Source organism: Acaryochloris thomasi RCC1774 (assembly GCF_003231495.1).
Lineage (GTDB): Bacteria > Cyanobacteriota > Cyanobacteriia > Thermosynechococcales > Thermosynechococcaceae > RCC1774.
Genome location: NZ_PQWO01000011.1, coordinates 100,842 through 122,745, shown reverse-complemented (window position 1 = coordinate 122,745; position 21,904 = coordinate 100,842). Strand labels below are relative to the sequence as shown.

Sequence of the window (21,904 nt, the reverse complement as noted above, 5' to 3'; positions counted from 1 at the left end):
GCTTATGTCTGCCAGAAAAGCATCTATCCGCCGTTTTCTTCCTGTTGCCATTGCCGGTACCTTGATTACAGGCGTGCCTGCTGTGACGATTGCTCAGACAAATCCTGGCTTCAGCTTCATTTGGGGAGGTGATGGCCCTGGAAGAAAGCAGCAGCTCAACTATGTTTTACAGTACGGTACACCCGGACATCGCAATGATCGACATCGTTATAAGCTCGGTCGTCAAAGTGTCGCAATGGACAGCATCACAGTTGCATTCCCTGACTACTTTGATGGGCGGTTCAGTGCCAAGAACGTCACCCTGCGTGAAAGTGCTAAGGGCAGCAACATCTTCAACTTCAAGAAGGGTAAAGATATCCCCCTAGCCACGGTTGAATATGATGAGGATAATCGTGTTCTAGAGCTTGTACCGGAGTCTCCTGTACCGGCTGGAACCCGCTCTGAAGTTGTGATCTCTAACATGAAAAATCCGAGGTCTGGCGGAACCTACTTTATCAATGCTCGAATCACCTCCCCCGGAGATGTCCCCTTGAGCAAATATATTGGGACATGGGTTGTTAGTATTTTCCGCAACTAGCGCTGAGGTCAGCACTGCTACAATTTCTAGTCAAGGTAGCTACGGTGGCCGATAAAATAGCTTAAATATTCGAAAAGGAGCTTCGTTCTAGCGGCACGAAGCTCCTTTTTTTTGCAATGCTTTTAGAACAGAAGCTGCGATCGCAATTTTTCCCAGCTCAAGAATCTAAGAGAAAGGACGATCTTCTTGCCCCCTCGCCCCTCCGATGAAAAATGCCTTCTGAGCGATCACGAGGGTCGCTCAGAAGGTAGTCATCAAGTTAAGAAGCAACCGGCGCAGGTATCTTACGTTGTCGAGTTGAAGCGACGGGCTTGGCTGAATCCTGAGGGTGCTGTAGCAAAAAGAGTAGCGTTGCTCTCGTTTGGACCTCGCGGCGCAGTAGTCCCTTGAGTTCCCGCTCGATATAGCTTTTGAGGTTGACCCAATCGACAGAAGCAGCATCAACAACGTCAGTATCTGAAACCTGCTGCCATCGATTCCGCAGAGCCAATTCAATCGTCTCTTTCACCCACATTTGCCACTTGTCCGTGCCAACATTCGTGACGACGCCCCGTAAATGAACGTCCGGCTGGGTCAACAGCTGTCCGTTGAGGCCAATGCTGGCAGCAACAGTGACCATACCGTCTTCTGCGAGCCGCTGTCGCTCTTCAAGAACGTGGGCTTTCACCAACCCGGCACGGTCCATTAGCTCAATACCAGAAGGAACTTTCCCAGCAATGCCAATCGACTCTTCCGTCAGCTCAACAATGTCACCATTGTCGATAATAACCATATTATCTGCAGGAATTTCCATGCTCTGGGCGGTCTGGGAATGCTTTACCAACATTCGATGTTCACCATGAACGGGCAAGAAGAACTTGGGACGCGTCAGGGCAATCATGAGCTTTTGATCTTCTTGAGCACCATGTCCTGAAACGTGAATGCCTTGGTGACGACCATAGATAACATTGGCCCCCTGCATCATCAGCTGATCGATTAGATTAACGACTCCGATGGTGTTCCCAGGGATGGGGTTGGCTGAGAAGACAACAGTATCTCCCTTGCGAATACGAATTTGCCGATGCTCTTTGCGGGCGATTCTCGACAGCGCGGCCATCTCTTCCCCTTGAGATCCGGTTGTTAGGATCAAGACTTTATGATCGGGCATGTCTCGCGTCACGTGTAGCGGCTCAAATAAGCTGTCTGGACACTTGATGTAGCCGAGGTTACGAGCGTGGGCAATCACGTTGAGCATTGAGCGGCCCACGATGGATACCGTTCGATGCTGCTTTTTAGCAATATCTAAAATCATGTTGACGCGATGCACCGATGAAGCAAAGGTGGTGACCAGCAGTCGTCCTGATGCTTGCTGAAAGACTCGCTCTAGATTCGGATAGACAGAACGCTCTGATGGAGTTGAACCAGGCACTTCAGAGTTAGTTGAGTCAGCGATTAAACAAAGAACGCCTTTCTCGCCATACTCAGCCAGCTTTTGAAAATCAAAGAACTCACCGTCTACGGGCGTATGATCAACCTTGAAATCTCCGGTGTGAATCACGACGCCGACCGGGGTGTGGATAGCGACGGTGCAGCTATCGGCAATGGAGTGAGTATTGCGAATATATTCAACTAAGAAGTTAGAACCCAGGCGCACGACATCGCGCGGGAGTACAGAGTTGAGCTTTGTTTTGCCAGCGACGCCGGCTTCTTCTAGCTTCCCTTTGAGCAGCGCCATTGCCAGTCGCGGACCATAGATCACCGGAATATCAAACTGCTTGAGGTGAAAGGCGATCCCGCCAATGTGATCTTCATGGCCGTGGGTGACGATCATGCCTTTTATTTTGTGCTTGTTCTCCCGGAGATAGGTCATATCTGGGAGCACAATATTGACGCCGTGCATGCCATCTGTGGGAAAGGCTAAGCCAGCATCAAGAAGGATAATCTCGTCTTCATATTCAAAGACGCAGGTATTTTTGCCAATTTCGTGGAGTCCTCCGAGAGGAATAACTTTGAGGCTATTTTGATTTTTTTGATCTGTCATATAAGGATATTACCTAAACAAAATATGCGATAGAAAAATGGAAGGTTTAAGGAGAGAGGATTGTGGCTATTCAGAAGCGATACCTTCAAGGCTGTGAGGACACCGTAAAGAGCCACAGAAAAAAGGAGCTAAAGGAGCTTTTCTTCTTTTAAGACTTGCTCTAGCTGCTGCTGCAGAGACTTGGGGCAATCTGAGAGGGGCGGTCGAGTACCGCCAACTGACCAACCCTGAAGACGGAGAGCTGCTTTAACGGGAATTGGGTTTGTTGTAGAGAACAAAGCCTGAAAGAGAGGCAAGAGCTTGAGGTGAATATTAGTCGCCGATTTTGTGTGACCTTGCTCAAAAAACTGCACCATCTGTTGTAAGGGTTCCCCAACAAGGTGGCTGGCTACACTCACGACGCCAGAACAGCCAATCGCCAGCATGGGCAAGGTGAGTGAGTCGTCTCCAGAGTAGATCTCAAATTCGGGTGGGGTCCTGCGGCGAATTTGACTGACTTGGTCAAAGTTACCACTGGCTTCCTTAATTGCCACAACGTTGGAGAGCTGGGCAAGCTTAGCAACGGTCTCTGGCTGTAAGTTTTGTCCTGTACGCCCAGGTATGTTGTACAACATAATGGGCATTTCAGGTGTAGCCTCAGCGATGGACCGAAAATGTTGGTAAAGACCTTCTTGGGGAGGTTTGTTGTAGTAAGGAACGACCTGCAAGACGCCGTCCAGCCCTAGCTTAGCAGCTTTTTGAGTGGCTTCAATGGCTTCACAGGTTGAGTTAGAGCCGGTCCCTGCGATCACCTGACCTTTAGTTGCGATCGCATCTTTGACCACCTGAAACAGCCTATATTCCTCGTCCCAGGTGAGGGTGGGCGACTCCCCTGTGGTCCCACAAATAACAAGCGCATCGCTGCCGTGCTCGACAAGATGAACGGCTAATTTTTCTGCCACCCCGAAGTCAACCTTACCTTCCGAGTCGAAAGGCGTGACCATCGCCGTCAAAACTTTCCCAAAACTTGTCACTCGTACCTGACTCCTACCACTGCCCTGAACTCACTCCACTGCATCGCTATCAAAAAATTGAAATAAACAGATGTTCAACATACATCCTGGCGTCAGCCACCGGTCTCTATGTATAAAGGCTGACGGATGTACATATATACATCAATTGAACAGCACCCTCAGCAGTGCATTGTTCTGAGAGCAACCTACAGAGCTAAGGCAGGAGCCGAAGCCTTAAGGAGGTTGCGTTCCACGAGAAGCTCAGCGATTTGCACCGCATTAAGCGCAGCTCCCTTGCGAATCTGATCGCCACTGAGCCACAATTCTAGACCGTTGGGATGGGAGATATCTTGGCGAATACGACCTACGAGTACTTCGTCCCGACCACTGGCATCCATTGGCATCGGGAAATAGTTGGCCTGCCAATCTTCAACAAGCTTAACCCCCGGCGAGGATTTCAAAATCTCCCGAGCCTCGTCAGCATCAAAGGGTTGCTCAAACTCTAAATTAATTGCTTCTGAATGAGCCCGCAAGACGGGAACCCGCACACAGGTAGCCGAAATCCTCAGATCCGACGCTGCAAAAATCTTGCCCGTCTCCTGGACCATCTTCATCTCTTCAGCGCAGTAGCCCTGATCATTGAGGTCGGAATTATGGGGGAACAGGTTAAACGCCAGGGGGTAGGGGAAGATCTCGGTGGGGGGTACCTGCCCCTGCAGAATTGCCCGAGCCTGCTGCTTGACTTCCTCCATTGCCCGAGCACCTGCACCACTCGCTGATTGATAGGTGGAAGCAACGATTCGCTGAATGGGCTGCTTTTGGTGCAGAGGCCAAACCGCCACAGACATCAGTATCGTTGTGCAGTTGGGATTGGCAATCACGCCGCCATGAGCTTCCACAGCATCGGGATTGACCTCGGGGACCACCAGCGGAACCTGGGGATCCATGCGAAACGCACTGGAGTTATCAACGACAACAGCACCCGCCTTGACGGCAATCGGTGCCCACTCCTTAGAAGTACTGCCTCCCGCCGAGGCCAATACGATGTCAACAGCATCAAATTTCTCAGGACTAACCGCTTCAACCGTTAGCTCTTCACCCCTAAAGGACCGTACCTCTCCCGCTGAACGCTCTGACGCCAGCAGGGTCAATTCTGAAATTGGGAACTTGCGAGCCTCCAGCAACTGCAAGAGCTCAGTGCCAACGGCACCCGTCGCCCCCAAAATGGCGACTCGATAAGACTGAGACAAATTTCACGCCTCCCTATTTTTATCTAGCGTTTTGTTAAGTAGATTTGTAATTCTCAATAAACTTCTGCGTTTTCATAATCACTTCGGCAGCGGAGTCTCCCAAGCAATGCGTCGACAGGGATGAATACTCAAAATCTTAAAGTTATGTCACAGAGTACCAATTCTTTAAGCATCCCGACAATAGGGTGTCGGAAGGAGGGTCGCCCCTCTTCTCTGCTTTGTTGCTCAAACTCTGCGGTCAAGCCAACCACACTTCTTACTATAGACCTTAACCTAGACATTAGATTCTGGCGTGCTCCACCATTCGCTAGCCGCATTCAAAATCAGCTATGATAGCAAGCTGGATAAATTCTTTGCGGGCGTTCCCTTCGGGGTTCCACTTTTCTAGAGATTGAGAGTCTCATGTTAAAGGGTTAGAGCCGTGACGTATTGATGACTTTGAGAGGAAAGGCGTTGTCTAAAACACAAGAGCGGCTGAACGTTACCCAGTCGAAGCTACCCGGTAGTCAAGTGAGTCTGGAGATCGAAATCCCAGGGGTGCGATCGCAACAGGCTTACGAGCAAGTAATTACCAAATTTATGCGATCGGCCCAGATTCCTGGCTTTCGTCGAGGGAAGATTCCGCGTCAGGTGATTCTGCAACGATTTGGCACCACTCAGATTAAAGCGGCAGCACTAGAAGATCTGATTCAGAACAATTTTGAAGCCGCCGTCAAGCAAGAAGAGATCAACGCTCTCGGCGGTATTCAGCTTCAATCTTCCATGGAAGAACTGGTTACCCAGTACCAGCCCGGAGAAGCCCTCACCTTCACCGTCAGCGTTGAAGTCCCCCCCGAGGTCAAGCTCAACAAACATCAGGGCTTTGAGGTCACTGCCGAAGAAGTACAGTACGACCCGGCAAAAGTCGAAGAGGTGTTAGCAGAGCAGCAATCTCAGCAGGCCACCTTAGTTCCTGTCGAAGGCCGAGCTGCAGAGAAAGGTGATGTCACTCAAATTGACTTTGCTAGCCGCTTCGAAGACGGAGATGATGACACCACCGAAGAGGTCAAGGACTTTCAGCTTGAGCTGATCGAGAACGGTTTCATTACAGACCTCGTCAATGGCGTGGTGGGCATGGGCATTGGCGATACAAAAGAGATTCCCGTCACTTTTCCAGATGACTTTTTCCAAGAAGACTGGGCCGGACGCTCGGCCATCTTCACCGTCACCCTTAACGATATCAAGACAAAAGAGCTGCCCGAGCTGGATGACGACTTTGCTCAAGACGTCAGCGAGTTTTCGACCCTTGCAGAACTTCGAGAATTTCTAGAAGAGCGCTATCAAAAAGAGGCCAAGGACGCGACAGATGCCAACGTTGAAGCCGAATTGGTGACAGCTCTGGTGACTGAATTAGAAGCGGAACCCCCACCTTCCATGATTCAGGATGAAGTGAATGTCATGATCAATGAGACGGCTGCACAGCTCCAGTCTCAAGGTATTGACGTTAACAAGCTGCTCACCAAAGACGTCTTACCTGGTATGCAGGAGCGGCTGCGCCCGGAAGCGCAGGAGAGACTCAAAACAACTTTGGCTCTGGCAGAAGTTGCCAAGCTTGAATCCTTGACCGTTGAGCCTGAGGCACTAGAGAAAAGAACGCAGGAAGTTCTAGAGAGCTTTGGCGATCAAAAAGTAGACCAGCAGCGGTTACGAAACATCTTAGAAGAAGAACTGCTCAAAGAAGCTGTTATGGAGTGGCTTAAGGAGCATTCTGAAGTTAAGTTAGTGGAATCAAAGCCGGAAGAGGATATTTCTGAAGACGAGCCAGCTCCCGATGCAAAACCCAAGTCAAAGGCTAAAGCAGAGCCCAAGGCTAAAGATCAGGTTGTTGATGTTCCTTCTGAAGCTGTCGAAGATGCTGAAGCATCGGTGGCAGATAGCCCCAAAGAAACCGCGAAACGGAAGACGACAAAAGCCAAGTCGACCAAGGCTAAAACTGCAAAGTCGACAACAGCAGAGAAGACGGCAGCAAAGCCCAAAGCCTCTAAGTCTACGAAGAAGAGTACTTCTAAAAAGGCACCGCCTGCTGACGCCGCAGAATAGGTGGATCACCCTGGATAGATTGATATTTTCTTCACTCTGCTTGATTGAAAGTGATATCAGGATGTCTTCTGTTCGTTGAGGCATAATGTACCTAAAGAGCAGATAAGTCTTAAACCTGACTTAACCTCCCTTGCTCCCCTCGCAACGATTACCGTTTTTGGATTACTGGCCCGAAGTTATTGAATTTAAGTTCTATGCTCTTTTCCCAATCACCCTATCCATCTCTAAATGCCTGGGATCACTCAGGGCAAAATGAGTCTCCTCGCAATATCGTGCCCATGGTTGTCGAACAATCAGGTCGCGGAGAGCGAGCCTTTGATATTTACTCGCGGCTGCTGCGTGAACGCATCATTTTCCTAGGGGGGGGTAGCTCCTCTAGTCGTGGCATCGATGACACAACCGCAGACACCATCGTTGCTCAGCTTCTCTTTCTAGAAGCTGACGACCCTGAGCAAGATATTTATCTATATATCAACTCTCCCGGTGGCTCTGTTACAGCAGGGATGGCTATTTACGATACAATTCAGCATATTCGTCCTGATGTGTGTACAATCTGTTTTGGATTGGCCGCCAGCATGGGGGCATTCTTGCTCGCAGCTGGGACATCAGGGAAACGGATGGCTTTACCTCATTCGCGCATCATGATTCACCAACCCCTTGGTGGCGCTCAGGGCCAGTCTGTTGATATTGAAATCCAAGCCAAAGAAATCCTGCATCATAAAAATCAACTCAATCACTTGCTTGCCCAAAATACAGGCCAGCCGTTCGAGCGCATTGAAGCTGACACAGAACGCGATTTCTTTATGTCTGCCGAAGAAGCTCAAAAGTATGGTTTGATTGACCAGGTTGTTTCCCGTCAGAACCTCCCCAGTCACACAGAAACCGTTAGTGAAGTCAATTGAGAGGCAGACATGTCTAAATACGACTCCCATCTGAAATGTTCCTTCTGCGGTAAATCCCAGGAACAGGTCCGTAAGCTGATTGCGGGCCCGGGAGTTTACATTTGTGATGAATGTGTAGACCTTTGCAATGAGATTCTAGACGAGGAGCTTTTTGATACGGGTGGAGCCGCTGCCGGCCAAGCTGTTTCCCGACGCGGTGAGCCACCGACCGAAAAGCGTCGGTCTCGCAGTGGACAAATCTCCTTGAGCCAAATCCCAAAGCCTAGGGATATCAAGAGCTACCTTGATGAGCATGTCATTGGTCAAAAGGAAGCCAAAAAGGTTTTGTCGGTTGCGGTGTACAACCACTACAAGCGTCTAAGCCTGCTCAAAAGCAGCAGTGAAGCAGAAGATGCGGATGATGCCATTGAGCTGCAAAAATCCAACATTCTGCTGATGGGGCCCACCGGCTGCGGTAAGACCCTCTTGGCGCAGACGCTCGCCCAGATGCTAGATGTACCGTTCGCGGTCGCCGATGCCACGACACTTACGGAGGCAGGCTACGTCGGCGAAGATGTTGAGAATATTCTTCTGCGGTTGCTGCAGGTTGCTGATTTAGATGTTGAAGAAGCTCAACGTGGCATCATCTATATCGACGAGATTGATAAAGTTGCGCGGAAAAGCGAGAACCCTTCAATTACTCGAGATGTATCGGGTGAAGGCGTACAGCAGGCGTTGCTAAAAATGCTGGAAGGCACGGTTGCCAATGTGCCACCCCAGGGCGGTCGTAAGCACCCATACCAAGACTGTATTCAGATTGACACCACAAATATTTTGTTTATTTGTGGTGGGGCTTTTGTGGGCCTAGAGAAGATTATTGAGCAGCGCACGGGCAAGAAATCCATGGGATTTGTGCGGGCTGGTGAGCCACAGCCGAAAGAGGTGAGGACGGCAGATATTCTGCGGGATCTGGAGGCTCAGGATCTAGTGAAGTTTGGCATGATCCCTGAGTTTATTGGCCGCATTCCGGTGATGTCAGTGATTGATGCACTGACCCAGGAGTCGCTATGTCGAATTTTAACCGAGCCTCGTAACGCCCTGATTAAGCAGTACAAAAAGCTGCTGCAGATGGATAATGTTGAGCTGGAGTTTGACCTAGAGGCGGTGCAGGCGATTGCTCAGGAAGCCTACCGGCGTAAAACCGGCGCAAGGGCACTACGGGCCATTGTGGAAGAGATCATGCTAGATGTAATGTATGAGCTGCCGTCCCACTCTCGTAAGGAATTAGCACCCTGCGTGATTACGCGAGAGATGGTGGAGCAGCGTTCATCTGCTCAGCTCTTGATGCTGCCGTCTACGATTCCAACACCTGAATCAGCCTAGCTCCATTTATTCATGACCTACGTCAACGTTCGCGACATCCCTCACTATTTTGAATGGGTTGTCAGTTCTAGAGAGCAATACCCGACAGGCAAGCCTGTGATGGTCTTTCTGCACGGTTGGGGAGGCTCCGGTCGTTACTGGCAGTCCACAGCCGCAGCATTGACTGACAACTTCGATTGCTTGCTCTACGATCAGCGGGGATTTGGGCGTTCTCGAGGGGCTTCTGGCCTCGGTCCAAATGTCTATGACTTAGAAGCCTATGCTGATGATCTTGCGGCTCTTTTAGATGAGTTAGATCTTGAACGGGTGTATCTCAATGCCCATTCAATGGGAGCATCCATTGCGGCTCTGTTTTTGAATCAGTATGTTGACCGGGTTGACCGAGCGATTCTAACCTGCAATGGCCTGTTTGAATATGATGAGGTTGCCTTCAGCCAGTTTCATAAATTTGGGCAGTATGTCGTCAAGTTCCGTCCGGCTTGGTTGACCAAGATTCCGGGGGCTGATCGGATGTTTATGGCCCGCTTTTTGCACCGCTCGATTCCCGCTCCTCTGCGGCAGGCTTTCTTAGAAGATTTTGTGCTGGCTGACTATGATGCGGCGCTAGGGACCATGCTGGAGGCCGTTAGCAAGAAAGCTGCATTGGAAATGCCTCAGGAATATACCAACTTTAAAATGCCGGTGCTGCTGATCTCGGGTGAGTTTGATCGCATTATCACCGCTGAGATGGGTAAGCAGGCAGCAATCTTAAATCCGTTGGTAACCTACCGTGTAATTGCGGGAACAGGCCACTTCCCGATGCTAGAGGATGCGCCCACTTATTTAGATCAGGTGCAGCAGTTTCTTGAACTTGCCCCTGCTTAAATACTGCTTTATGAGCTTCTACCTGCAAAAGCTCGTACGTTTCATTCAGCGCCGTAATTACTGTTAGAGACCTGCTGCTCCGACAAAAGCGGGGCCGGAGCATTGTGCTGGTAAAGCACCATTGTGGTGCTGGCATTCTGCTCGAACCCAATACCCTCATAAAAGCTTTGATGGTGGGTCGTCATCAGAGAAACACGCTCCACTCTATTCATATGAGGGTGGGCAAGCAGAGTTTGCACAAGCTTGCGTCCAAGTCCCTCACCGCGATAGTCGGGATGGATGACAACGTCCCAGATAGTGGCACGATAAATACCGTCGGAGGTAGCGCGGGCAAAGCCAATCAAATGCTCTTGATCCCACACGCTGATGATCGGACGACTGTAGCGGAGGGCGATGGCCCAATCTTGAGGGGTGCGATCGCAAGCCCAGAAAGCAGCCACCTGCATTAAATCACACAGTTTTTTCAGTTCTGCGGAACGAACTAAATCATGAGCCGATTGAGTATCTAAGGCGTTAAGTCCCTCTCGGAACCAAATTTGTCGATGATCCATAACGTCAACAGGTTGACAGTAGGTTAAGACAACTTATTCTATCGCAATCATTTTGAGTCCGGTAGATATTCAACACTCAAGCAAATTTCAAGAAACATCACTTCTTTGTAGTGCTTTGTAGCAATTCATTATTTATTGTGAAGACCGTGCGCAACAGCTCTATTTCACGCTGTTGCGGCTCAGGCCACCACCGAAAGCAACTTCCAGAACAACTTAGATTTTTTACTAGAGGGCTGAAGTCAAGTTAACTTTTGTGTTTGTTTTTGCCATCAACGGTTACGGAATATTGCGAAGCACTATCCGTGTAAAGCTTGAATGATACTCTGGCTATGGTGATTGCGCGACATTGTGATTGATAAAGGAGAATACCTTGTATCTCGATTCACAGACAAATTCAACGGGCAGAGAAGAGCTGAGTGATTATGTCGCTCATTTGCAGCTTCATATGACACTACAGGCCCGCAACCTAGTTCCGACCTTGACGCAAGCAGGCAACAGTCGGGAAGAGCTACTGCAGCAAACCCAGGCAACTTTCGAGAAGCACGTTTCTCGACAAAATTTGAACTAGCTTCATCTGAGATACACTCTCAATGATTTTTGAGCTTAGTAAAGCGGTGTAGGGTTTCCTATGCCGCTTTACTAATTCTATGTCACGGCAAAACAATGTTTCTGTGATCGGCTTTTGTTAAGCCGATCGGTCTAGCTATTCCACGCGACTGATTATTGGAGGCTGTTGAGTTAAGTCATGATGAACGCCCCGAGGTTTGTACTTGCGTCTGCCTCTCCTGCTCGTCGTCAGCTTTTGCATAGCGTGGGCATTGCTCCAGTGGTGCAGCCTAGTGATTATGACGAGTCTCAGGCACAGCAGTTAGAGGCAGAAGAGCTAGTAGAGTTTCTGGCTTTGGGCAAGGCTAAGACAGTCGTACGTCAGCTTCAGGAGCCAGCCTTGGTTCTTGGATGTGACTCCGTTTTACAGTTAGATGGACAAATTTATGGCAAGCCGGAAGGTGCAGCAGTCGCCGTGGCTCGCTGGCAGCAGATGCGAGGGAGGGTGGGTCGCCTCTACACTGGCCATGCTCTTTTCAACCTCGCGCAGCAGGCTCAAGTCTGCTGCCAAGTCACTGAGGTTTACTTTGCTGACATCAGCGATTCGCAGATTGAGGCATACGTCTCGACTCAGGAGCCACTGCACTGCGCCGGTAGCTTTGCTTTAGACGGCTATGGCGGACTCTTTATCGATAAGATTGTCGGTTGCCACAGTAATGTCATTGGCCTCAGCTTACCTTTGCTGCGGCAGATGCTGGCAGAATTTGGCTATGACGTCACTGACTTTTGGCATCGCTAGAGGCTTGTAAGCGCAAATCAACGATGTACAATCACCGGAGTCCCGATCTTTACGAGTTCGTATAGCTCCTCAACATCTTCGTTGTACATCCGTACGCAGCCGTGGGATGCGGCTTGGCCTACGGACCCACGGTTGGGGGTGCCATGAAAGCCGATCCAGTTCTTGTCATCTGTCCAGAAACCAATCCAGCGCTTTCCTAAAGGGTTAGCCGGGTCACCGCCGGGAATGACGCCGCCTTTGAAAGGGTTCTTCCAGGGAGGATTGCGGTACATCGTTTTGATCTCGTGCTCGCCAACGGGTGTACCCCAACCATCTTTACCAACAGCAACCGGATAGCTCTTGAAAGCCTTGCCGCTGCGAAAGATAGTGACCTGACGTTTTGTGAGGTTCAGTTTCAAAATTTGCGGTTCTTCGGTAGCAGGAAGAAAACTGCTCGACTCGGGCAGGCCTGGTAGCGGTGCAACAGCTAGGTCTTCAGAAGCCAAGGCTATCCTATGACTGACAAGTAGGCTTGCAATAATGGCACTGCCCACAAGAGGCATAAAACTGTAACGCATGTTGGAGACGAAAACGTTTTTACTATTGACTCATTATAAAGAGGACTTGTTTCATGAAGTCCGTATTCTTAGACACTATTCTAACCAATGTTTTATTCTGCACAAGGAAAACTTGCGTTGCGGAGTATTGGGGCTAAATCGTCTTGTCCCGATGCATATGCTATGTAGCCGTCGCCCTAGCACAGATATTCGCATGAATTTCTAAATTCACTAGAGATTTTGATGTGCAAAATAATGATGCCGGGCAGCAAGGCTCTAGTCGTTATTAAGTCGTCAAGAAAATTTAAGGCATTCGGGGTCTTGCGGTATTATGCGTGAGTTGGAAGGTGGGGCAAAATAGGGACAACTTTAAAGAACATGGCTATTTCAAATCTTTTTAAGCGCGTTTTGCTCGTTCCTATTTTGGTCAGTTCTAGGCTGCTGGTCTTGGGTCTTAGGTTGAGCAAGCGGGGTTCAGGAACTGCTCTGCCGGGCCTGATCGTAAGTCAGTACTTCCCCTTTGCATTTGAGGCACTGATTAGTCAAATTCCGAATGTCATCGTGATTACCGGAACGAATGGTAAGACGACGACGCAGACGATTCTCAATTCTCTGCTCGGTCAGTCCCCAGAGGTGAAGCTACTGCGAAACGGTGCTGGGGCAAACCTGCTGCAGGGTATTTTATCGGAGTTGATGCGGCAGGCTAATTTTTTAGGCAGCCTAGACTTTACCCATGCGGTTCTAGAGGTAGAGGAGGCTACACTACCTCGGATTGCGAAAGCGCTAAAGCCTAAAATTATTGCGGTGACAAATCTGTACCGCGATCAGCTTGATGCCTACGGTGAGATTGATATCACCGAAGCCTATATCCGGGACGGGATTGCTCAGAGCCCAAAAGCGATCGCGGTGGTTAACGGCGATGACCCGCGCACGTCTCGACTGGCTGATGGATTGGGAAATGAAACGCATTACGTATCACTGCCACCGGAATATACCGATTCTTTGCCCTATGAGGGAGAGACGCGGAATACAGATGCGATCGCAACCAACATTCTTCGCGCAAAAAACATCCGCATCAACGACGATCTGACGACCCGCTTTGATGTGGTGGGCACCGTCGGCAACCAGGACCTGCAGTATGACGATGCCCAAATTTCTTCACCGGGCTTCTTTCATGTCTATAACGCCTTAACCGCCATCACGATTGGTAAGCTGCTCAACATTGATGATCAAAAGCTGATGCAGGGGCTAAAAGCCTTTGAACCGGCCTTTGGTCGGGGTGAACTGCTGGTGAAAACCGACGGTAAAAAAAGCATCAACTACCGACTGCTGCTGATCAAAAATCCCGCTAGCTTTACGTTGAATTTGGACCTGTTGCGGAAGATTCCGCGCCTGCGTCTAATTCTCGCTATTAATGACAACACCGCTGATAGTAAAGATGTTTCTTGGCTTTGGGATAGCGAACTAGAGCTGCTCAACAAGGCCAATATTGACTGGGTGATCTGCACTGGCGTACGGGCCAAGGATATGCACCTGCGGCTCAAGTATGCCTTCACAGCATCTGATCACAACATCAGCACAGTGGAAAGTATTCAGTCTGCGATCGCTCAGTCCTTTGAGAAGGCTGGCGATGGCGATACCGTTTGCGTCATGCCAACCTACACCTCCATGCTGGAGTTTCGTAAGCTGATGGGATTAATGCTGAATTAACTTATCCTAGACACAATCTTCGGTGTACGGATGCGGGAATATACAACAGTTTTACCCTTGCCTTCCTAGCCCCCCAATTTTGGAGGGAGATAAGCAGGAGATAAGCAAAGGATTCAATTTTGCCCTTATCAATCTGGAAGGCAAGAAGCAATCTTTCACTGATTAATGCAGATTCATCAAGCTATGACCTTATCCTTGACCCTGACCCATCTTTATCCTGACAACCTCAATCTCTACGGAGATCTGGGCAATGTCGTGACGCTACAACGACGCTGTGAATGGCTTGGTATTGCCTGTCACCTCAATGCTTTGAACCTCGGAGATTCTGCAGTATCAGGTCAAACTGATATCTACTTTATGGGGGGCGGACAGGATAACGATCAGCTCGCCGTGGTTGATGACTTTCATCAGCTCAAGCAAGAGACTATTCGGGCTGATACCGAGGCAGAAACGGTCTTTTTGGGCGTTTGTGGTGGCTATCAGCTCATGGGCAATACCTTTTTAATGGGAGATAACCAAGAGACTAAGGGACTCGGAATTATCAATGTTAAAACCCAGGCTCCGAGTAAAGATGTGAAGGGCCGCTGTATTGGCAATTTAGTCGTGGAGCTACCGTCCGAGACCTATACAGAGATTCAGACCATCTACGAGCAGCCAAAGGAAATCCCGCAGACGCTGGTGGGGTTTGAGAATCATTCAGGCCAAACCTATCTTGGGGAGAATGTCGCGCCTTTAGCAAGCACCCGCGCCGGATTTGGTAACAACCATGAGGCACAGTATGAAGGCGCACGGTATAAGAATGTCTTTGGCAGCTACATGCACGGATCAATGCTGCCCAAGAATCCTCATTTCGCTGACTACATGATTTGGCTAGCGCTGACCCGTAAATACAGGGATCAAAATATTAAGCTGAAAGCACTGCCAGATACTGAGGAGATTGCGGCTCACCAGTATATTGTGCATCGCTACGGCAAAGCGTAATAAGCTTTCAGGATATTTTGCATATAGAGATATGGCTGATTTAATTTTGTTTTGGCACCGTCGCGATCTGCGGATTGCCGACAATGTGGGGCTAGCGGCGGCTCGGGAATACTCGGCCAAGCTGGTGGGTGTGTTCTGCCTAGATCCCAACATTTTGGACGGAGATGATGTAGCCCCAGCTCGGGTTACTTATATGATCGGTTGCCTGCAGTCTCTGCAGCAGCGCTACCAAAAAGCTGGGAGCCAGCTTTTGATTTTGCATCAAGATCCAGCAGAGGGTTTACCTCGATTAGCGAAGGCATTAGATGCGAAGGCGGTGTTCTGGAATCGAGATGTAGAGCCCTATGGAGTAAGTCGCGATCGCAACCTCCAGGCCACCCTCATTGACCAAGGCATCAAAGTCGAGACCTTCTGGGATCAGCTCCTGCACACGCCGGAAGAAATCTTCACCGGCTCAGGTGGCCCCTACAAGGTCTACGGCCCCTTCTGGCGCAATTGGATTCAACACGATAAGGCAACGCCTGCCGCTCTTGTAGAAAATCTTCGGGGGCTGACCGATACAGAAATCGCTGCTACAGAAGCCATAAAGCTCCCCACCGCATCTGAACTGGGCTTGGCCTGGGACCGTCCTCTTTTCGTGGAGCCAGGAGAAGATGCAGCCCAGAACTTGCTCGATCAGTTCTGCCACAGCACAATCGAAGGCTATGACCAGCAGCGGAACTTCCCGGCCACGGTCGGCACCTCTTCACTGAGCGCCCCCCTTAAATTTGGCGTCATTGGCATCAGGACCGTATGGGCAGCGACGGAAACTGCATTAGAACATTGCCGGAGCGAAGAAGGCCGAAAAGGCATCCAGACTTGGCGGCAGGAGCTGGCTTGGCGTGAATTCTATCAGCATGCACTCTTCCATTTCCCGGAGTTGGCGGAGCAGGCCTATCGACCGCTGTGGCAAACCTTCCCTTGGCATAACGATGAGGAGCATTTTCAGGCTTGGTGTGAAGGCAAAACGGGCTATCCGATTGTGGATGCAGCAATGCGACAGCTCAATGAAACAGGCTGGATGCACAATCGCTGCCGCATGATTGTGGCGAGTTTTTTGGTCAAAGATCTGGTGATCAACTGGCAGTGGGGCGAAAAGTACTTCATGCAGACGCTGATTGATGGCGATTTGGCGGCGAATAATGGCGGCTGGCAGTGGAGCGCCTCTAGCGGTATGGATCCGAAACCACTGCGGATTTTCAATCCCGCCAGTCAGGCCCAGAAATTCGACCCAGAAGCGGAGTACATTCGTCAGTGGGTACCCGAGGTTCGGACGGTAGAGACGAAGCAGCTGGTCACGGGAAAAGTCTCGGCGGCTGAGCTAGAACGCTGTGGCTACCCTGCTCCCATCGTGGAGCATAAACAGCAGCAGCGTCTTTTTAAAGAAATCTACCGAGAGCAAAAAGAGCAGCTTCCACAATCGTAAGCGTCACGATCATTCCTTTCAGATCTACAAGAAACGCCCATTAGGGTAGGGACTTCAGCGAAAGAATAAGGGTGTCGCTGAGGCGCATGGTCGTCTGAGAAGCTTGCCAAGCCGTAACGAGATGAAGGTAGTCCGGCAGTAATGCCTCAATCCCTGCTGTTTGCCAGCGCTGATAGCCGTTCTCTAAGCCCTGCAACATCAGAGCAGCCAGTTGCTCAAGGCATGTAATCTGAGCGCAATCCTGCAGCACTGAGGTAAGAGTGATGCCTGTTTCGGGCACAGGGTTCGTCCAGTTGAGGCCAATCCCGAGGATGGCTGCTGTAATCTGATTCTTCTGAACAGTGGTTTCAGTCAGAATTCCGCCCAGTTTTTTGCCGTGGAGGAGCAGATCATTGGGCCACTTTAAAGTGACGGGAATATCTAGATTCCTTAGCGCTGAAGCAACGCCCCAAGCACTGCACACGGTGAGCTGTGGCGTTTGATCCGCAGAAAGTGGCGCAATCGCATCAGGGACAGCCGTTCTCGGTACGGCGTTAGACTGCCGATTGAGCAGTGCTACGGATAAATACAGTCCCCCCGGCGGTGAAGACCAAGAACGGCCCCATTGCCCTCGTCCCGCCTGTTGCTGAGCAGCAATCACTGCCGTACCCGGTGCTGCACCTTGGCGCACCAGTTCCCAGAGCTGTGTGCTGGTAGAAGGTAAGGTCTCAAACCAGTGGAGCGGACGGCCAAAGGTTTGAGTGCGGAGGTTGTTCTGAAATAAAGACTGATCGAAGGTCACGGGGACTGTACAAAAACAATGGGCCGCTGAGGCTTTTTCGGCCATCACCGCCTAGGGCAAGCTAGCATGGATAGGATTTTTTGTTGGGCTATCGATAAGATGCACGATTGGCACTGGCAGACCTGGGAAGGTTGCCAATATTTGACCTGTACCCTGTTAGAGGCTTGGCCCCACGGTTTTTTTACGCGTCAGTTTCAGCAGCAGACTCTAGATGAGCTAGCGACGATCATGACTCCTGAGGCGCAAACCTATCGTGTTAAGCAGGTGCATGGGAATCGCATTCTTGGTTCCCAAGACATTAGGCAGTATCGTCAATTGCCCAAAGACCCAGAACGGCTAGCTTTCCCAGAAGCCGATGGATTAGTGAGTGATGATCACAATCAGGCGATGTGGGTCTGTACAGCGGACTGTACGCCAGTCTTGATGGCAGATGCGAAGACAGGACAGGTGGCTGCGGTACATGCAGGCTGGCGAGGTACAGCAGCAAAGATTGTGCCGGTTGCGATCGCAAGTCTCCAAAAGCAAGGCAGTCGCATCGCAGATCTACGGGTGGCCATGGGACCCGCGATCGCCGGTCAGGTCTATCAGGTCTCAACAGAGGTCGCGGTAGAGGTCGGTGCTTCCGTGGTTGATCCAGATGCGATGCAAGCGCAAGCAGATGTTTCTGAACGCTTGCAGCATTTGCCAGAGCCGCCGGTTTTGAAAGACGAAAAACCCGGGCACATGCGGCTCGATGTGCGCCGGGTAAATGCGATGCAGCTTGAGCAGTTGGGGCTGAGTGGAGAACAGGTTGCGATCTCACCCCACTGCACCTATCAAGACCCCGAGCGGTTCTTCTCCTATCGGCGCGACAACAAAAAACAAGTTCAATGGTCAGGGATTGTTAGCCGTACACCTCAATAAACCCCGATGGATTGCACACAGAGCTTAAATTCTCCCGGCTGAAAACTGGGGTTGAGAGCGCCGTCATACTCGAACTTGCTCAGCATCAACTGCAGAGAGCGAACCTGTCCTTGATTGATCGGGGAGGCATCTGGGACAGTCTTCGCCCGGAAAACCGCCGTCATCTCAGTAAAGGGAATCTGAACCGTCTGCCACTGGTCCGCTTCTGTATCAAAAGAGTAGGCATAGGCAACACTATCCCAGCTATCTTCGTCTCGCATTAAAAACTTGTAGCGCTGGCCGTCCCCCCTCACCTGCAATTCAATGCCGCTGTGGTTATTCAAATCGAGAGGTGGCTCAAAGTTGCGCGTTCGCACGGAAGCAAATCCACCGGAATTAGCAGTGGTGACAATGCCAGAAAAGAGTGCAGCGCCGTCTTTGGCCTGAAACGAGCTAGAGCTAGCCCCGCCCATCACCACATCGTCTAGGACACCCCAAGTCTGGTCGAGATCGGCGATAGACTGACGGAAATCGAAAATCATCCCAGCTTGGAGCTGAGGCGGGGCCGGAGGCGTAAAGGCAGGCAGCATTTTTTGGAACCAACTAATGACGGGCAGGGCTTCAAAATAAGTCAAGGTCTGCATAAACCGACCGACGTTCCACGGTTGACGAGCTTGTTCAGACATCGAGAGACCTACAATCAGGTGAGTATCTTCTATTTTAGAGATCAAAAGAAACGTGAGTCATCCGCTCCAAGATATAAATACAAAAATTGCCGCAGAACTGCAGACACAGCTTGAGGAATCCCACCTATTTACGCCATTCCTGGGTCTTAGCGTCACGATTTGGGACGAAAAGCTGGGTAGCTGGAATGGAACATGTGGCAATCGCAACCTGCACACAAGAGCACCTCTGCATCCAGACGAGCTGTTTTACATCTACAGCATTACCAAAACCTTTACCGCAGTCGCTGTTCTTAAACTCTTGGCTCAGGCCCAACTCACGCTCGATACGCCTGTCGCTGAGCTGCTAGCAGAGCTGCCGAAAACCATTACGTTTCGGCATTTACTCAACCACACCTCGGGTTTACCCAACTACACGGAGCAACCTGATTATGAACCCAGCGTGGCCGCTCAACCTCATCAGCCTTGGCCTGAAGCAACAATCTGGGAACTGATTCGGGAACAGCCCTTAGATTTTCAACCCGGTTGTGGCTGGCACTACTCCAATACAGGATATTTTGTTCTCAAAAAAGTTGTTGAGCACCTCTCCGGTCGATCTTTTGCCCAGGCGCTGACTGATCTGATTATCGCTCCCCTAGAACTCCGTCACACAAAAGTTGCCACAGCCTTATCCCTTGAGCCACTGATTCCTGGCTACAGCCGCGAACTGAATTTAGACGGCAGAATGCAAGATGTGAGTCACCAATATCATCCCGGCTGGTGTTTCACAGGATTGGTGGCTGCTTCAACAGCAGATGTCGTGAAGTTTTACCGTGAATTGCTGCTGGGTGACCTCCTGGCGGCAGCGCAGGTTGAACAGCTTTCTACAGCCATTTCAACCGGTACTAAAGACCCACGATATGGGCATCCAGCCTATGGGCTAGGCGTCATGATTGACACCCAATCCCGGTACGGAACGCTGATTGGCCACGCAGGAGATGGTCCCGGATACACCCCTTGGATCATGCACCTGCCTGATTTTGATGGACGCCCCCTAACGCTGGCAATTTTCGGAAACACCGGGCACGTAGGCATTCCGCTGCGACTCAGTCACGATTTACTGCTGTGTCTTAAGTCGCGCTCCCCTGGATCTCGGTAGCCTGCTGTAGTGCTGGCCGTAACGCTGGCGCACAGGCGAGGATAGAGTTGCCCTTGTTGATACCATCCTGCGCCAGAAAATCACTGGTCCATCCTCCAGCCTCTTGCACCAATAACTGACCAGCAAGAACGTCCCAAGGATTAAGATGAGGGTTCCAGTAGCTATCTAAACGACCGTCTGCAACATGGGCCAGCGCTAAGGCCGCAGAGCCAAGGTGACGGATGACGCTCTGTTGTAACACAAGCTGCTGAACTGCTTTGAGACCTAGCTCCATTGACGTTCGGAGACCAATATCAAGGCCAATCATCGCACTAGATAATTCTTGACAATGGGTCACTTCCATCGGCTGGTCGTTGCGGGTGGCCCCTTTCCCATAGAAAGCCGCAAAAAGCTCGTCGCGGCTCGGATCATAGATCACGCCGATTTTGATCTCTTGATTGACGACGTAGGCGATGGAAACACAGAAGTAGGGTATACCGCGTACAAAGTTAGATGTTCCGTCAATGGGGTCGATGACCCAAACCTGATCGTCACAGCGCTCTCCGCCACTTTCTTCGGCTAGAAACTGATCGGTCGGGAAGCAGTGAGACAGACGAGAGATGATGAGGTTCTCGACCTCACGGTCTGCAACCGTCACAGGATTTTGAATCCCTTTACTCTCTACCGTGATACTTTCTAGGTTTTGAAAGTAGCGGTAGGCGAGCTGTCCAGCGGAGCGAGCAACGGCACAGGCCGTCCAGTATCGAGCGGTCAAAGTATCAGACATATGTTTCAGCGAAAAGGGAAGTGCGAAAACTAGCACCTATTCATATTAGGGATTTGCTGGTTACAGTGGATGCTTTCTTTGCTACAGGGGTATTAAGTCCCGACCAGCCCCTTTGCCTACATAAAGAGGGATAAACGCTGTTTTTTTCCGATCACCTAGAGCCGCCAAAGAGAAAATTTCATGCCCCCCTCGCTTTGTGCGCAGTCACGAAAAACAGAGTGACGTCATTCCAATAGCCGTCTTCAGTGGAGACTTTCTTGATCTCTGCCAGATACTCTAATCTGCACTGATTGAGCTGTTCTTCCGACCACTGTGCATCCTGAAGGCCAAAGGCGCTTCTGGCGTTGCCAGCCCATACAGCCGATGCATCTTGTAAATAGGAGCCAAATTGCTCAGGTACCATTTCAGTGCCTTCAAATCCAGCTGCTTCAAGAATTTGGCGACACTTTTCGGGTGTCCCAAGCAACGCATTGGGGTTTGGAATCGTAATGCCGTACTTTTTCACAACTGAGCGGAACACAACAGATGCAGAGGGAGACGTTTCAGCTAAACAGGAAAAGACAACCCTTCCCTCTGAGCGCAGCGCACTGTGCCATTGCTCCAAAACCGCTGGAATATCGGTGAAATAGACAATCGCAGATGAGCAAAGAACAATGTCATATTGACGCTCCTGAAGTTCCTGGTTGTCTGCATCGACGTTCTCGAACACGATGTTTTTCAGCCCCAGGGCCTCGGCTTGTGCCCGGGCCTGCTGTAACATCCCCGCAGAAAAGTCAGTTCCCAAAACATGGCCCGTCAAACCGACTACCCGCGCTGCAGCAATTGCGGCTAAACCTGTCCCGGTTGCGACATCTAGCACCCTCTGGCCAGCCTGTAGTTTTGCCAGCTCGACTAATCGTGCAGCCGCCTTTCGATGGAACTCACTCTCGTAATTCGATCGGCTATTAAAGTCGTTGCGGATTTGCTGCTTGTAACGATTGAGAGAGAACTTAGTCATGCTCATTTATTGACTCAAGATCT

The 21,904-nt window shown here is 50.5% G+C and carries 21 protein-coding genes; 12 read left to right on the top strand and 9 right to left on the bottom strand.

The features are described from left to right. Window positions 1–4: 4 nt before the first annotated feature. A complete protein-coding gene (locus C1752_RS17150) occupies window positions 5–577 on the top strand; it encodes a DUF2808 domain-containing protein (RefSeq protein WP_110987271.1) in 573 nt (190 codons plus the stop codon). Window positions 578–836: 259 nt separating this feature from the next. On the opposite strand, the gene C1752_RS17145 is transcribed toward C1752_RS17150, so the two are convergent. The 3 genes from C1752_RS17145 to C1752_RS17135 form a co-directional block, all read right to left on the bottom strand. Next, complete coding sequence (locus tag C1752_RS17145) at window positions 837–2,597, bottom strand: ribonuclease J (protein ID WP_110987270.1); 1,761 nt, start codon at window positions 2,595–2,597, stop codon at window positions 837–839. Window positions 2,598–2,725: 128 nt separating this feature from the next. Next, window positions 2,726–3,610 carry a 4-hydroxy-tetrahydrodipicolinate synthase gene (gene dapA, locus C1752_RS17140; protein WP_110987269.1) on the bottom strand — a complete coding sequence of 295 codons (885 nt, stop codon included), beginning with the start codon at window positions 3,608–3,610 and terminating at the stop codon, window positions 2,726–2,728. Window positions 3,611–3,795: 185 nt separating this feature from the next. Next, window positions 3,796–4,839, bottom strand: coding sequence for an aspartate-semialdehyde dehydrogenase (locus C1752_RS17135; RefSeq protein WP_110987268.1), 1,044 nt, complete (start codon window positions 4,837–4,839; stop codon window positions 3,796–3,798). 474 nt (window positions 4,840–5,313) lie between these two features. Between C1752_RS17135 and tig the strand changes: the two genes are divergently transcribed. The 4 genes from tig (at window position 5,314) to C1752_RS17115 (ending at window position 10,046) form a co-directional block, all read left to right on the top strand. Continuing rightward, complete coding sequence (gene tig, locus C1752_RS17130) at window positions 5,314–6,918, top strand: trigger factor (RefSeq protein WP_370664156.1); 1,605 nt, start codon at window positions 5,314–5,316, stop codon at window positions 6,916–6,918. Window positions 6,919–7,112: 194 nt separating this feature from the next. Then, on the top strand, window positions 7,113–7,820 hold the full coding sequence (gene clpP / locus C1752_RS17125; RefSeq protein WP_110987267.1) for an ATP-dependent Clp endopeptidase proteolytic subunit ClpP: 708 nt from the start codon (window positions 7,113–7,115) through the stop codon (window positions 7,818–7,820). A 9-nt stretch (window positions 7,821–7,829) separates the two neighbouring features. Next, a complete protein-coding gene (clpX, locus tag C1752_RS17120; protein WP_110987266.1) occupies window positions 7,830–9,182 on the top strand; it encodes an ATP-dependent protease ATP-binding subunit ClpX in 1,353 nt (450 codons plus the stop codon). 12 nt (window positions 9,183–9,194) lie between these two features. Then, complete coding sequence (locus tag C1752_RS17115) at window positions 9,195–10,046, top strand: alpha/beta fold hydrolase (protein ID WP_110987265.1); 852 nt, start codon at window positions 9,195–9,197, stop codon at window positions 10,044–10,046. Window positions 10,047–10,087: 41 nt separating this feature from the next. Here C1752_RS17115 and C1752_RS17110 read toward each other — a convergent pair whose 3' ends face one another. Beyond that, entirely contained in the window at window positions 10,088–10,597 is a 510-nt protein-coding gene (locus C1752_RS17110) for a GNAT family N-acetyltransferase (RefSeq protein ID WP_110987264.1), read from the bottom strand. Window positions 10,598–10,967: 370 nt separating this feature from the next. Between C1752_RS17110 and C1752_RS17105 the strand changes: the two genes are divergently transcribed. Both C1752_RS17105 and C1752_RS17100 read left to right on the top strand, forming a co-directional pair. Then, window positions 10,968–11,165 carry a hypothetical protein gene (locus tag C1752_RS17105; protein ID WP_110987263.1) on the top strand — a complete coding sequence of 66 codons (198 nt, stop codon included), beginning with the start codon at window positions 10,968–10,970 and terminating at the stop codon, window positions 11,163–11,165. Between the two features lie 180 nt (window positions 11,166–11,345). Next, window positions 11,346–11,942 (top strand): Maf family protein, encoded by a 597-nt coding sequence (locus tag C1752_RS17100; protein ID WP_110987262.1) that lies wholly within the window; start codon window positions 11,346–11,348, stop codon window positions 11,940–11,942. Between the two features lie 17 nt (window positions 11,943–11,959). On the opposite strand, the gene C1752_RS17095 is transcribed toward C1752_RS17100, so the two are convergent. Next, window positions 11,960–12,340 carry a L,D-transpeptidase gene (locus tag C1752_RS17095; RefSeq protein ID WP_233501674.1) on the bottom strand — a complete coding sequence of 127 codons (381 nt, stop codon included), beginning with the start codon at window positions 12,338–12,340 and terminating at the stop codon, window positions 11,960–11,962. Between the two features lie 516 nt (window positions 12,341–12,856). Between C1752_RS17095 and C1752_RS17090 the strand changes: the two genes are divergently transcribed. The 3 genes from C1752_RS17090 to C1752_RS17080 all read left to right on the top strand — a co-directional run bounded on the left by C1752_RS17090 (window position 12,857) and on the right by C1752_RS17080 (window position 16,634). Next, window positions 12,857–14,188 (top strand): MurT ligase domain-containing protein, encoded by a 1,332-nt coding sequence (locus tag C1752_RS17090; protein ID WP_110987260.1) that lies wholly within the window; start codon window positions 12,857–12,859, stop codon window positions 14,186–14,188. 183 nt (window positions 14,189–14,371) lie between these two features. Continuing rightward, window positions 14,372–15,169, top strand: a complete 798-nt coding sequence (locus tag C1752_RS17085; RefSeq protein WP_158535123.1) for a type 1 glutamine amidotransferase — start codon at window positions 14,372–14,374, stop codon at window positions 15,167–15,169. Between the two features lie 31 nt (window positions 15,170–15,200). Further along, a complete protein-coding gene (locus C1752_RS17080) occupies window positions 15,201–16,634 on the top strand; it encodes an FAD-binding domain-containing protein (RefSeq protein WP_110987258.1) in 1,434 nt (477 codons plus the stop codon). A 40-nt stretch (window positions 16,635–16,674) separates the two neighbouring features. Here C1752_RS17080 and C1752_RS17075 read toward each other — a convergent pair whose 3' ends face one another. Beyond that, window positions 16,675–17,460 carry a biotin--[acetyl-CoA-carboxylase] ligase gene (locus tag C1752_RS17075; RefSeq protein ID WP_233501672.1) on the bottom strand — a complete coding sequence of 262 codons (786 nt, stop codon included), beginning with the start codon at window positions 17,458–17,460 and terminating at the stop codon, window positions 16,675–16,677. A gap of 54 nt (window positions 17,461–17,514) precedes the next feature. On the opposite strand from C1752_RS17075, the gene pgeF reads away from it, so the two are divergent. Then, window positions 17,515–18,318, top strand: a complete 804-nt coding sequence (pgeF, locus tag C1752_RS17070) for a peptidoglycan editing factor PgeF (protein WP_110987337.1) — start codon at window positions 17,515–17,517, stop codon at window positions 18,316–18,318. Here the strand turns inward: pgeF and C1752_RS17065 are convergent. Beyond that, complete coding sequence (locus C1752_RS17065) at window positions 18,312–18,983, bottom strand: CIA30 family protein (RefSeq protein WP_110987257.1); 672 nt, start codon at window positions 18,981–18,983, stop codon at window positions 18,312–18,314. The two genes, pgeF and C1752_RS17065, sit on opposite strands and share 7 nt — an antisense overlap. Before the next feature lie 52 nt (window positions 18,984–19,035). Here C1752_RS17065 and C1752_RS17060 point away from each other — a divergent pair, with 52 nt between their 5' ends. Beyond that, entirely contained in the window at window positions 19,036–20,118 is a 1,083-nt protein-coding gene (locus tag C1752_RS17060; RefSeq protein WP_158535122.1) for a serine hydrolase domain-containing protein, read from the top strand. On the opposite strand, the gene C1752_RS17055 is transcribed toward C1752_RS17060, so the two are convergent. Together C1752_RS17055 and C1752_RS17050 are read right to left on the bottom strand one after the other, a co-directional pair. Further along, window positions 20,090–20,884 (bottom strand): inositol monophosphatase family protein, encoded by a 795-nt coding sequence (locus tag C1752_RS17055; RefSeq protein WP_110987255.1) that lies wholly within the window; start codon window positions 20,882–20,884, stop codon window positions 20,090–20,092. The two genes, C1752_RS17060 and C1752_RS17055, sit on opposite strands and share 29 nt — an antisense overlap. Window positions 20,885–21,062: 178 nt before the next feature. Beyond that, complete coding sequence (locus C1752_RS17050; protein WP_110987336.1) at window positions 21,063–21,881, bottom strand: class I SAM-dependent methyltransferase; 819 nt, start codon at window positions 21,879–21,881, stop codon at window positions 21,063–21,065. Window positions 21,882–21,904 lie beyond the last annotated feature (23 nt).

Bases quoted from the DNA above. Each gene is read 5' to 3' on its own strand.
- C1752_RS17055 (WP_110987255.1), bottom strand. From the start codon at position 20,884: ATGTCTGATACTTTGACCGCTCGATACTGGACGGCCTGTGCCGTTGCT.
- C1752_RS17075 (WP_233501672.1), bottom strand. From the start codon at position 17,460: ATGGCCGAAAAAGCCTCAGCGGCCCATTGTTTTTGTACAGTCCCCGTG.
- C1752_RS17100 (WP_110987262.1), top strand. From the start codon at position 11,346: ATGAACGCCCCGAGGTTTGTACTTGCGTCTGCCTCTCCTGCTCGTCGT.
- C1752_RS17150 (WP_110987271.1), top strand. From the start codon at position 5: ATGTCTGCCAGAAAAGCATCTATCCGCCGTTTTCTTCCTGTTGCCATT.
- C1752_RS17090 (WP_110987260.1), top strand. From the start codon at position 12,857: ATGGCTATTTCAAATCTTTTTAAGCGCGTTTTGCTCGTTCCTATTTTG.
- C1752_RS17065 (WP_110987257.1), bottom strand. From the start codon at position 18,983: ATGTCTGAACAAGCTCGTCAACCGTGGAACGTCGGTCGGTTTATGCAG.
- C1752_RS17050 (WP_110987336.1), bottom strand. From the start codon at position 21,881: ATGACTAAGTTCTCTCTCAATCGTTACAAGCAGCAAATCCGCAACGAC.
- C1752_RS17115 (WP_110987265.1), top strand. From the start codon at position 9,195: ATGACCTACGTCAACGTTCGCGACATCCCTCACTATTTTGAATGGGTT.
- pgeF (WP_110987337.1), top strand. From the start codon at position 17,515: ATGCACGATTGGCACTGGCAGACCTGGGAAGGTTGCCAATATTTGACC.
- C1752_RS17085 (WP_158535123.1), top strand. From the start codon at position 14,372: ATGACCTTATCCTTGACCCTGACCCATCTTTATCCTGACAACCTCAAT.
- C1752_RS17145 (WP_110987270.1), bottom strand. From the start codon at position 2,597: ATGACAGATCAAAAAAATCAAAATAGCCTCAAAGTTATTCCTCTCGGA.
- clpX (WP_110987266.1), top strand. From the start codon at position 7,830: ATGTCTAAATACGACTCCCATCTGAAATGTTCCTTCTGCGGTAAATCC.
- C1752_RS17110 (WP_110987264.1), bottom strand. From the start codon at position 10,597: ATGGATCATCGACAAATTTGGTTCCGAGAGGGACTTAACGCCTTAGAT.
- clpP (WP_110987267.1), top strand. From the start codon at position 7,113: ATGCTCTTTTCCCAATCACCCTATCCATCTCTAAATGCCTGGGATCAC.
- C1752_RS17080 (WP_110987258.1), top strand. From the start codon at position 15,201: ATGGCTGATTTAATTTTGTTTTGGCACCGTCGCGATCTGCGGATTGCC.